The sequence below is a fragment of the Colwellia sp. E2M01 genome, assembly GCF_018860585.1.
Taxonomy (GTDB): domain Bacteria; phylum Pseudomonadota; class Gammaproteobacteria; order Enterobacterales; family Alteromonadaceae; genus Colwellia.
In genome coordinates this window covers 1-11,935 of the sequence record NZ_JAHKPR010000054.1, presented here as the reverse complement: position 1 = coordinate 11,935, position 11,935 = coordinate 1, and the positions used below count along the sequence as shown (strand labels likewise).

Genomic DNA, 11,935 nt, shown 5'->3' with positions numbered 1-11,935 from the left:
AACGGACTTGGTATTAACATTAAAGTGATTAATAATATCAAATCCTGCCTTTTGCATGCTTCTCCCTAAAAAATAGAACGTAATACTAGTTTGTTGTATAAGAAAATAAAAGCTTATTGTAAAACAGATAGTAAAGGTATAAGTTGTTGTTCAATAAATAAATATAGACTGCTTATTCTTTGTGAAAAAAGGGATTTTTCCAGTCTAATAAACTGTTAGTTTTTCAATCGATGAGGCGCAAATGTCAGAGTCTTTAACTCTAAATAAAATATTATTGACCAAGCTTAACAGTATTTTAAATCCAAATTACGTTAACAAATTTATACTTTTAACGTTTTCACTAGGATCTGCATTAACAGGAAAAAACTTCATTCTTGAAGCGTTACTTTCTTTAGAGTTAATAACTCAAGAGTTCACACTAAAACTACAGTTGTCAGACGGCGCAAACACCATTACTTTTTTCTTCGGGGTTGTATTTATTGCAACATCAATTTGGCTTTTTTATAAAGCTCATATTGAAAGTAAAGTACCAAAATTAAAGACATTCAAAAACTGTAAGACAGCTTCAAAACATCTGATTAAATTAATGGAAGAAAACGAGCGGGTGTTTAAAGAGTGCGGCCCAAATTCTTCACAGCATCACCATGAAGAGTTGAAGATGGAGTTTTCAGTTTGGGAAAATGCAAAACAAAATATTATTGTGCCTAATAATAAAGAAATATACCGAGTTATTAGTAACTTCAAAAAGTTAAGTGAGCATGAACAATCTTTAGTTAATAAAATGAAATCGCATATAGAGCATTTTGAAGCTCATGTAGATAACTCAGATGTGAGCTATTCAGAACATCAATTTCCAAAGGAGTTTTCAGAGCTTATTTATAGTTACAAAAACGCCAGTAAAGAGCACAAAAAAAAATTAGATCAAATTAATGATTGGTTAAAGCTAGAACTTACCAGCTTAAATATTGAAAGTGCTTTTTTATTTGGCAGCTTTTTATACTCAGAAAATTATCATGATATCGACCTATTGATAAAAACAAAAGATAGTAATTTCCAAGACATCAAAAATACAGGGATGTCACTCAAAAGTTTGAATGAAAAAATCAGTAGAGAACTTAATGAAAAATTACATATATCAACTTTTAGTGAACTTGAGAGCTCAGATTTCGAGCAATTCAAATCAAAGATTAGAAGCTTAAAAAAGGTTATATAAATGGGAAAAAATCTACATCACTCAATTTTACCATATTGGGAAAGAGCACTTCGAGGTCATTCTAATGTCGATTCCTTTGAGCGGTTGAGTTATCCGGATGATTACGTATATCGCATCCAACGTAAGCGAGGTGACGATATAATAATATTGGTTTCTGATGCTTACCGCTTTGGTCTATCTGACTTTTTTACAAGGAATGAGATTATCGCTAATGGTACGATGATTTATTTAGCTAGGCCTGAATCAGATTATTCTTTAGATGTCGCAGATGCTGCTAAGCAAGAAGAAGTTACTATAGGTAAACTAAAGGAAATCTTAGGTGCATTGAACCTAGATAGGCATTGGACTTGGGAATCAGAAGACCGTAAAGATAAGCGTGAGCGGGCAAAGAAAAACTAACAAGCCGTTTTATCGGGGGAAGATCAGGAAGATCACAAAAAACAGTTGGCTTTTGCTCCTTCGTCGCTAATTTTAGCCAACTATTTTATTGCCTCTTAACGAGGCGTTATAAGCACAGGAAGGTTTAGTGGCACTTTATAAATTTCAAACTGCAAACTTAAATGCTCTTACAGCTTTAAAGGTAAATTCATTATTCTTTGCATCGTTAAAAAAACTCAATGATGCAACAGAAACAATGTTCGGCCTTTTGCCAAGTGAAAAAAATATAAATTCTGAAATTATTCCTAGTATTGATGATTTAAGAAACAGCTCTGTTTTATGTATGGGAATTGATTCTAATAATAAGCCACTAGTTTCAGATCTTTTAATGTGGACGCATTATGGAAATGAATTAGCGGGTATTTGTTTGGTTTTTGATGAGGAAGTACTTAAAAAAAGTTTTGAAGATAGAGGGTGTAAAACTCATCGAGAAGTCGAATATGGTTATCCTAACTTGTTAGCAACAGATCAATTAGTTGGTAAGTATATGGGCATAGAAGAAGTTCCAGGAGTTAACTTTAAAGATAGAAACAATATAAGAGCTATGAATATTTTTATCTTTAATAAACCTAAATGTTTCCAATATGAAAACGAATATAGGTTTTTATTAAAAGACTCAGGATTAATTAGTTATAACCCTAAGTCTTTAAAAAAAATAATTATAGGCTCTAAAATTGAATCAGAAGCTCTTCAAGAACTTTTCATTGAAGCTGCAAAAGCAGTAAATAGTGATGTTGAAATCTACAAAGCTTATGTCAAAGACAATAGCTTTTTAGTTCATATTGAAAAGTGCTTATAACAAGCCACTTAAGCAGGACAAATAACAGTTGGTTTTTGCTCCTGCGTCGCTTATTTTAGCCAACAATTTTTTGCCTGTTATTTAGGCGTTATAACTCAAATTCAAATTTTTGTACTCTCGTCTACTTATAACTATAAGTTGTACCATACACAGTACAACTAAAGGTATTATCATGAGTAGACTTCATTTTGATCAAGATATTCAACCGCTTTCAGATTTTAGAGCTGGAGCCGCTTCATTTATACGTCAAGTTAACGAAACTAGAAGACCAATTGTTATAACCCAGAGGGGCAAAGGTGTGGCTGTAGTTTTAGATGTCGCAGAATATGAATCTATGCAAGAAAAAATAGAGCTATTAGAAGAAGTACAAAAGGCTGAAGCTCAGATTTCTGCTGGTTTAGGAATATCAAATTCTGATGCTCGCGCCCAAGTTTTAAAGAGTATTAGGCCTTGAGAGTAGTTTGGTCACCTTTAGCATTAGATAAATTAGAAACTACTGCCAAATTTATTGCTCTTGATAAACCTTCAGCGGCTGACAAATGGATTAATGATATTTTTGACCGTACTGATTTAGTTAGTTCTCAACCAGAATTAGGCCGAGAGGTTCCTCAACATTTTAACAAAAAGTTTTTAGCCTCTTATTGGGACATTAGGCCGTTTTCAATTCAAAAGGATTCATTATGAAATTATCGGTAGAGAGAGATAAGTCTATTCTGGTCAAGCAACATAAGACACTTTTATTGTGAACTGTTCAAATTCAGTTGCAAGAGTTAAAATACTCCATCATACATTGCTCTCAGCCCCAATAGTGCGCCATAGCTCAATCAAGCGTCTTGCATTGAAATATGTTCACTTCGCACAACAAGATCACAATTTTAACGGTTCTGTATCTGGTATAATATTTTGAATAAACTTCATTTTGATCAATATATCTAACCGTTTTCAGCTTGTAGATCTGGAGCCGCTTCATTTATTCGTCAAGTTAATGAAACTATAAGACCAATTGTTATCACCCAACGCGGTAAAGGAGTTGTTATACTTCAACAGTAATCCTAGTTTAATTTAAAAATCCTTCCTCATTTATAAAGCTAATAAGCTTGCCTGGAACCCGATAATGTTCAACGTAATGTTTACCCGACTCTCCGCCAATTACTTCTTTTACTTTTCACTGTTAGGTTTAACGTCACCGTATTTGTCGATTTTTCTTGATGGACAAGGTTTTAACTCTCGCCAAGTTGGCGAGATACTTGCCATTATGATGGTAACTAAAATTGTTGCGCCAACACTGTGGGGCATACTTGCCGATATAACCGCGAAACCATTACTCATAATGAGGTTAGGGGTATTTTTAGCACTGTTTAGTTTTACTCTACTTTATTGGTTTTCCACCTATTGGCCGTTAACATTTAGTTTAGCGCTGTTTACCTTGTTTTGGACTGCGGTGTTACCACAATTAGAAGTACACACGTTAAGTTCAATAAGACAAAGCAGTAAAATTTATGCGCGTATCCGCTTATGGGGAAGTTTAGGCTTTATCGTGATAGCCGTTATCGCTGGTGAAGCCATTGCTACCTTTGGCTATCACGCGTTTACGAGTGTAGGGGTAATTATTCTTACAGGTTTGTTTATTAGTACCTTACTTATAAAATCGAAACAGGTAAATAGGGGGGTAGTTGCTTCAACAGAAGAAAGCACAGCTGCAAAAAGTACAGTTGTAAAAAGTAAAAGTGCCGTTGTTACACCGTCAATCATTAATAAATTATTTGAAAGACATTTCATCGCATTTTTTATTGCAGGGTTACTCTTACAAATAAGCTTTGCGCCATATTATGGTTTTTTCGCATTATTTTTACGTGATTTTGATTACTCAGGCTTAGCTATCGGCTTGTTTATTTCAGTAGGTGTTGTCGCCGAAATAGTCGTATTTATTTTTATGGGGGCGATATTTAAACGTTTTTCACTTACCCGTTTATTGGTTTTTAGTTTGGCAATTACTGCCCTTAGATGGTTTATGATGCCGGTTGTTGTTGATTCGGTATTTTGGCTCATCGTAAATCAAATAGGCCATGCGGCAAGTTTTGCTATTTACCATAGTGCGAGTATGAAGTTTATTTCATCGCATTTTACTAAAACACAACAAAGCCGAGGGCAAGCAATATATCTTGGCGGCGTATACGGTTTAGGCGGTGCGTTTGGTGCTTATGTAACAGGAATATTATGGTTAGATGGGCAGGGTGCAACCAATGCTTTTGTGATGGCGGGTAGCTGTGCGTTACTAGGGGCAATTATTATGTTGTTCAGTAAAGCAAAGCAAATAGGTAAAGCCACTTAGCCCGTATAAATATACTTTTACAGAGTTTTAGTAGCTCTAAGTTTTGCTAAGCAATATGTGCTTTTAATGGAGCCCAAACCGCTAACTCGTTACCACTTGGCTCGGTAAAGTGAAAACGTCTTCCGCCAGGAAAGGTAAATATTCCTTGCGTGATTATGCCGCCAGATTGTTGAACGCGACGTTCACTTGCTTCTAAATCCTCACTAACTAACACAATTAAGCACGCACCATTGGCTGTACTTGACACTAATTCGGATTGAAAGAATCCACCTTCAAGACCAGCATTATTAAAAGCAGTATATTCCTCACCATAATCAACAAAAGTCCAGTCAAAAGCTTGCTCAAAAAAAGCCTTAGTCGCTGGAATATCTTTGGCGGGGAACTCTACATAATTAATGGTTTCTCGAAGTGACATATGAAATCTCCTGAGCGATTGATTATTTGGTAAACCTACGGTTAATCTTATAATTCTCGATAGCCTAGTAAAGGTAAACTATCAAAAAAACGTAATTGGTAATCAGTATTTTGATTATCACTTTCAGCTCTTAAAGCAAGAGCAATACGATGCTCTTGTTTTTCATCAATTTTCACACTTGGGTAAATTAACCAATTTCGCCAAACATTAGCTTTATCTTCACGGTGCTCGGCAAAACATAGGCTAATATGACTCTTTATAGCAAAGTAGTCTTTATAAGCAGTTACTTCATCATTAATGCTAAAGCTAAAATCAACTAAAGGGATAGACAAACCTAAGCCCCAAGCTTTTATGTAAGACTCTTTTAAGGTCCAGTAATCATAAAATCGGTCATGTTGCTGTTGTACCGGTAAATCAAATAGTTCTTCATTTTCTTTTTGTGAATAATAACGTTCAGCAATTGATAACACATTATTATTGCGACCAGTGTTTTCAACATCACAACCAATATCATCTTCTAATGTTACTGCACAAATAATGAGGCTTTTGGTATGACTAATATTAAAACGTAACGGAATAGGGCAATTTACCACTTCAGGTTTATCTTTTATGCCTTTTTCAAACTGCCACTCTTGCGGCGAAATATCGGCATAATACGATAATAGATCGCGAATAAATGCTCGAGTAACTAAAGCATCGTGTCTGTCTTTAGCAAATTTATAACGCTGTTGTTTAGTTAATTCTGTTTCGTTAAGTAGTGCAGTATAACTTGCTAGTAATTCATCATCGCCAAGTACTTCTTCAGGTTTTGTTACCCATAAATGAATGTCATTTTTAGCGATGTTTATTTTTTGTGTTGAACGACTAGCACGTTCGGCTTGAGAAAAAGAGTTCATAAAAGTATCGGAAGCTTATATAGCCTAAATTGTCGCCTTGCTACTTAATTATTATTGTAATGAGTGATTATTATTGAAGTGCAGATTGAGTTAACTAAAAATAGAAGGACATTTTATCATATAAGTAGCGCTGTGTTTAATCTTTATCTTTCTATGTAATTATTTATTAACATATACCCAATGATCTTTATTTGTATGAATATGAATCAATAATTCATAACAAAATTGAATTATATAGCTTATCTATTAAGATCAGTAATAAAGCTTATTTATTAAAAATACAAAAGTAAGTATCGGGTGATTGTGTTGGCTTTGAAACCTGTGTATATTAATCCGCTCAACTAGTTATAAATATTTTAGTTAACAAAAAGGCTAAGTTATAGCACCGCAGGGGGAATTAACACGGATGAAGTTACTTGAATAAAGCAAAGCAAAATAAGCAAGGCGCTCAACACGCTAATGCAACCACCACACCTGAAATACGTGCTTTTATTCATGAATCCGACTTACCAACCGCGGTACTTGCTCGCCTGTTAAAAATATCTGAAGCCACCGTACGTAAGTGGCGAAAACGTGAATCAATTAATGATGCCTCGCACGTTCCTAAGCAATTAAAGACTACCTTAAGCCAAGCGCAAGAATATGTTGTAGTAGAACTGCGTACCCGATTATTACTCTCTCTTGATGAATTACTTAGTGTATGTAAGCAGTTTATTAATCCGAATGTATCGCGAGCTGGTTTACAGCGTTGTCTTAAGCGACATGGTGTTTCTCGTCTTGCTGATATGGATGAACACGTTAGTGATGTTGATGCAGCAGCCACTATTAGAGTAACGTTAGAAGATACACAAGCACATCAACAGCTCACTTCAGATCTTTCGCCAGAGGCAATGCGTGCGGTATTAAATCGTGTTCAACAACTTAATGGCAAATTGGGTGAAACATTGGATGACAAAGAGGTTGTGCAAGTAAGAGTTACTCAGTTACCTGACTTTTCAGACCGTAAAGCAGATAATAAAGCAGACAATAAAACAAGTAGCTCAACAGATAATTCAACAGATAAGCCTGAAAAAACAACCAATAAACATCGTTTATTAATTGCCAATGATCCCGCCTCTGGTTGGGTTTATGTTGATGTTTACGATGGTAATGAAAGTGAAGCTGCAGGGCGCTATATGCGTTATGTATTGAACAAGGCTCCTTTTCATATTCGCCGAGTTTTGGCGGAAAATTACAATGAATTTTTAAGTCGTTTTCGATTGTTAAATGAAAGTCCTGATGAAGCAACCACTCATTTTAGTGTAGAAAATACTGAAATTATTGCGGGTGAAAAAAACGCATCAGAGTCAGAATCAAGCCGACTCAAATCCGAAAATCACCACATTAATAGCATTGCTGATCACAGTGAAAATAACAGTGCTAACAAATAATAACCCAGAGTAACCACCATGGCTAAAAAGCAAACCACAACAACTAACCCAGACGTTTCTCCAGTAAATGATGAGAGCGAACAAGCGTTTAATTCTCGCTTACAAGAATGTCCTATTGCCATTGTTGGTATGGCTTCTATTTTTGCTGGCGCAAAAAACTTAGAAGATTACTGGGATAATATTCTTGAGTCTGTTAATGGTATTACGGAAGTACCTGAAAGTCAGTGGAAGGTTGATGATTACTTTGATAGCGATCCAAAAGTCAAAGATAAAACTTACTGTAAGCGTGGTGGCTTTTTACCTGAAATAGATTTTGATCCTATGGAGTTTGGTTTGCCACCAAACATTATGGAGTTAACCGATATTGCACAACTTCTGTCGTTAGTGGTGGCGCGTGAAGTATTAAATGATGCAGGTATTGGTGATGATTCTACTTACGACAGAGATAAAGTAGGTATTACCCTAGGTATAGGCGGTGGTCAAAAACAAATTGGTCCGTTAACCTCACGCTTACAAGGTCCTGTACTTGATAAAGTGCTCAAAGCCTCAGGTGTTGATGGCGAAGATCGGGCCATGATCATCGAGAAATTCAAAAAAGCTTACATCGACTGGGAAGAGAACTCGTTCCCTGGCATGCTAGGTAATGTTATCGCCGGTAGAATTGCCAATCGCTTTGATTTTGGCGGTACTAACTGTGTGGTAGATGCTGCATGTGCTAGCTCATTATCGGCAATAAAATTAGCGGTTTCAGACTTACTTGAATATCGCTCAGAAGTGATGATTTCAGGTGGTGTTTGTTGTGATAACTCACCATTTATGTATATGTCATTTTCTAAAACACCAGCGTTTACTACTAACGAAGATATTCGCCCGTTTGACGTTGACTCAAAAGGTATGATGATTGGCGAAGGTATTGGCATGATGGCGTTTAAGCGCCTTGAAGATGCTGAGCGCGATGGCGATAGAGTTTATGCAGTACTTAAAGGTATTGGCACTTCAAGCGATGGTCGTTTTAAATCTATTTACGCGCCTCGTCCAGACGGCCAAGCGAAAGCATTAAAACGTGCTTATGACGATGCTGGTTTTACTCCTAAAAGTTGTGGTTTACTTGAAGCGCACGGTACAGGTACTAAAGCCGGTGATGCTGCAGAATTTAAAGGTTTAGTAAAACATTTCACCCAAGACAATGACGATAAACAACATATTGCGCTAGGCTCGGTTAAATCTCAAATTGGTCACACCAAAGCAGCAGCAGGCGCTGCAGGTATGATGAAGGCAGTATTGGCTTTACATCATAAAGTGCTACCAGCAACGATAAATGTTGATACGCCAAACCCAGCCCTTGATGTTGAAAATAGCCCTCTGTATATCAATAGCGAAACACGTCCATGGATGCCGCGCGCAGATGGTTTATCACGCCGTGCAGGTATTAGCTCATTTGGCTTTGGCGGTACAAACTTCCACATGGTATTAGAAGAATATCAAGCAAAAGCTAGCGGACAATATCGTTTAAATACTGTGCCACAATCAATATTATTCAATGCTAAAAACGAAGCTGAGTTAATTAGCGAACTACAACGTTGGCAAGCTAAATTAGCCGTTGAACTTGATGCACAACCTTATGTTTTTAATGCGTTAGTTACTGAGTGCCAGGCAAAAGAAATAGCTGATAATGATACGCGTTGTGGTTTTGTAGCTAAAAATGCCGATGAAGCTTTAACGTATATCGACTTAGCATTAAAACAGTTTGCTGCTAAGCCGAACAGTAAACAATGGTCACTGCCAACAGGTATTTATTACCGACAATCTGCGTTAGCATCATCAGCAGCTAAGGTAGTTGCACTGTTTTCAGGCCAAGGCTCACAATATGTCAATATGGGGCGTGAACTTGCTTGTAACTTTCCAACGGTAATGCAAGCGGCCAGTGATATGGACACGTTATTTACTCAGGCAGGTTTACCGCAATTATCATCGGTTAGCTATCCTATTCCTGTGTTTAATAACGACGCACGTAAAGCACAAGATGAAGCGTTAAGATTAACACAACACGCACAACCTGCCATAGGCACACTCAGTGTCGGATTATACAAAACCTTTACCAATGCAGGCTTTAAAGCAGATTTTGCTGCCGGACATAGTTTTGGTGAATTAACCGCATTATGGGCGGCAGGTGTATTGTCTGAACAAGATTATATGACGTTAGCCGTAAGCCGTGGACAAGCGATGGCAGCACCTGAATCGTCAACTGAAGAGAAAGATAAAGATAAAGCTATTGATAACGGGACTCTTGATAACGGAACAATGATCGCTGTTGTTGGTGAACCTGAAAAAGTTGCCGAGGTGATTGCCGATATCAGCGATATTTCAATTGCTAACTACAACTCAAATAATCAAGTGGTTGTTGCTGGCGTTACTGCTCAAATTGAGCTTGCGAATAAAGCATTAACAACACAAGGCTTTAAAGTTGTACCTTTACCTGTTTCAGCGGCATTTCATACGCCATTAGTTGCCCATGCACAAAAGCCATTCGCTAAAGCTATTGATGATGTAACGTTTAATGCACCAAGTATTCCTGTATTTGCTAATGGCACAGGTAAAGCCCATTCAAATAAAACCAGTGATATTAAAAAAGCGCTTAAAAACCACATTTTAGAATCAGTACACTTTAATACTGAAATAGAAAATATTTATGCAGCCGGCGGTCGAGTCTTTGTCGAATTTGGTCCTAAAAATGTGTTAACTAAATTAGTTGAAAATATCCTCGCTGATAGAGACGACGTTATTACTATTGCGGTTAATGACAATACTAAAAAATCATCAGACACGCAATTAAGACAAGCAGCGGTACAACTTGCGGTATTGGGTGTTCAACTTGAAGATGTTGACAAATACAGTGCGGTAAAACGTCCGTTATCAGCACCAAAAATGTCACCATTAGCAATGAAACTAACAGGAAAATCTTATGTTAGCGCGAAAACAGAAAAAGCCTTTGCTGATGCGTTAGCTGACGGGCAAGTTATTAAACAAGCCAAACCGACAGAAATCGTTGTTGAAAAAGTTATTGAAAAAATTGTTGAAAAGCCAGTAGAAAAAATAGTTGAAAAGGTAGTCGAAGTGCCAGTAGAAAAAATTGTACATGTATCTGAGCAAACGCAAAGTATAAATAACCAATCTAGTGCGGCGTCAACGCAAGGCGATATTGAAGCTTTTATTGCCCATCAACAACAATTGTTGAATGTGCATGAGCAATATATGCAAGGTCCGCAGGCTTATGCAAAAACTGTTGATAATGTTTTAAACTCCATTGCAAACCAAAATGGTGCTGAAATTCCCGCCAGTGTTGAACGTACTTTGAACATGTATCACGATTTTCAAACTGAAACACTACGCGTGCATGAGCAATACTTAAATAGTCAAACTGATAAAATGGCAGCAATGATGACAAATTCATCTGTGCAGCCAAGGGTAGCAGTTCAAGAGGTTTTACAAACGCAGCCGCAAACACCATTACCTCTAACACAAGCACCCCATGCGACTAGCCAAGAACCAGTTAAACCTGAGCAAGTAAAAGTAAGTGCACAGAAAGTAACTGCTGATTTTGCGCAAGTGACGGCAAGTGTACCTCCTGCTACAGTGGCACCTATTCAAGAGGCAAGTGTTAAAGGTCTTGATTTAGCAAACATACAAACCGTAATGATGGACGTAGTTGCCGATAAAACCGGTTACCCAACCGAAATGCTAGANNGTGACTTACCAGAGTTAAATCCAGAAGATTTAGCTGAGTTAAGAACCCTTGGTGAAATTGTTAGTTATATGCAAAGCAAGGTTACAGCTGAAGAAGTTACCGTAGAAAACGCTACGTCAACTTCAGCTACTCCAGATACAAAAACCATCACAATCGACTTAGGTCACATTCAAACCGTAATGATGAAAGTCGTAGCAGACAAAACAGGTTATCCAACCGAAATGCTAGAGCTTGGCATGGATATGGAAGCCGATCTTGGTATTGATTCTATTAAGCGTGTTGAAATTCTAGGTGCGGTACAAGACATAATTAATGATTTACCAGAGCTTAACCCTGAAGATTTAGCTGAGCTAAGAACCCTTGGTGAAATCGTTTCTTATATGCAAGAGAAGATGCAGGCTAGTTCACCAGGAAAAAGTTCAACGGCTGTTATTTCACCTCAAGTAGCCGGAGAAACACCAACTTTACATTCAGCATCTACTGAAACTACCGACTTAGCGCATATCCAAACGGTGATGATGGACGTAGTTGCCGATAAAACCGGTTATCCAACTGAAATGCTAGAGCTTGGCATGGATATGGAAGCCGATCTTGGTATTGATTCAATTAAACGTGTTGAAATCCTAGGTGCAGTACAAGACATTATTAGTGACTTACCAGAGTTAAA

The 11,935-nt window shown here is 37.1% G+C and carries 11 protein-coding genes; 9 read left to right on the top strand and 2 right to left on the bottom strand.

All coding sequences use genetic code 11. The features are described from left to right. The first annotated feature begins 241 nt into the window (after window positions 1-241). The 7 genes from KO502_RS11190 to KO502_RS11160 all read left to right on the top strand — a co-directional run bounded on the left by KO502_RS11190 (window position 242) and on the right by KO502_RS11160 (window position 4,782). A complete protein-coding gene (locus KO502_RS11190) occupies window positions 242-1,213 on the top strand; it encodes a nucleotidyltransferase domain-containing protein (protein ID WP_216022655.1) in 972 nt (323 codons plus the stop codon). Continuing rightward, window positions 1,214-1,612: a hypothetical protein gene (locus KO502_RS11185; protein ID WP_216022654.1), complete on the top strand. Its 399-nt coding sequence runs from the start codon at window positions 1,214-1,216 to the stop codon at window positions 1,610-1,612. It abuts the gene before it with no gap. A gap of 127 nt (window positions 1,613-1,739) precedes the next feature. Continuing rightward, the gene (locus tag KO502_RS11180) at window positions 1,740-2,450 is read left to right on the top strand and encodes a DUF2971 domain-containing protein (RefSeq protein ID WP_216022653.1); all 711 of its coding nucleotides are present in this window, start codon (window positions 1,740-1,742) and stop codon (window positions 2,448-2,450) included. Window positions 2,451-2,622: 172 nt separating this feature from the next. Continuing rightward, entirely contained in the window at window positions 2,623-2,904 is a 282-nt protein-coding gene (locus tag KO502_RS11175; protein WP_216022652.1) for a type II toxin-antitoxin system Phd/YefM family antitoxin, read from the top strand. After that, window positions 2,901-3,134, top strand: coding sequence for a type II toxin-antitoxin system RelE/ParE family toxin (locus tag KO502_RS11170; protein ID WP_216022651.1), 234 nt, complete (start codon window positions 2,901-2,903; stop codon window positions 3,132-3,134). The genes KO502_RS11175 and KO502_RS11170 overlap by 4 nt, the downstream gene beginning before the upstream one ends. 288 nt (window positions 3,135-3,422) lie before the next feature. Beyond that, the gene (locus KO502_RS17120) at window positions 3,423-3,500 is read left to right on the top strand and encodes a type II toxin-antitoxin system prevent-host-death family antitoxin (RefSeq protein WP_354668325.1); all 78 of its coding nucleotides are present in this window, start codon (window positions 3,423-3,425) and stop codon (window positions 3,498-3,500) included. A 64-nt stretch (window positions 3,501-3,564) separates the two neighbouring features. Further along, window positions 3,565-4,782, top strand: a complete 1,218-nt coding sequence (locus KO502_RS11160) for an MFS transporter (RefSeq protein WP_216022650.1) — start codon at window positions 3,565-3,567, stop codon at window positions 4,780-4,782. A 46-nt stretch (window positions 4,783-4,828) separates the two neighbouring features. On the opposite strand, the gene KO502_RS11155 is transcribed toward KO502_RS11160, so the two are convergent. After that, a complete protein-coding gene (locus KO502_RS11155; protein ID WP_216022649.1) occupies window positions 4,829-5,197 on the bottom strand; it encodes a VOC family protein in 369 nt (122 codons plus the stop codon). Window positions 5,198-5,244: 47 nt separating this feature from the next. Next, window positions 5,245-6,093 (bottom strand): 4'-phosphopantetheinyl transferase superfamily protein, encoded by an 849-nt coding sequence (locus KO502_RS11150; RefSeq protein WP_216022648.1) that lies wholly within the window; start codon window positions 6,091-6,093, stop codon window positions 5,245-5,247. Window positions 6,094-6,509: 416 nt separating this feature from the next. Between KO502_RS11150 and KO502_RS11145 the strand changes: the two genes are divergently transcribed. Both KO502_RS11145 and KO502_RS11140 read left to right on the top strand, forming a co-directional pair. Beyond that, entirely contained in the window at window positions 6,510-7,523 is a 1,014-nt protein-coding gene (locus KO502_RS11145; protein ID WP_252730729.1) for a helix-turn-helix domain-containing protein, read from the top strand. An 18-nt stretch (window positions 7,524-7,541) separates the two neighbouring features. Next, the coding region (locus KO502_RS11140; protein ID WP_216022647.1) for a type I polyketide synthase at window positions 7,542-11,935 on the top strand (4,394 nt) is incomplete at its 3' end.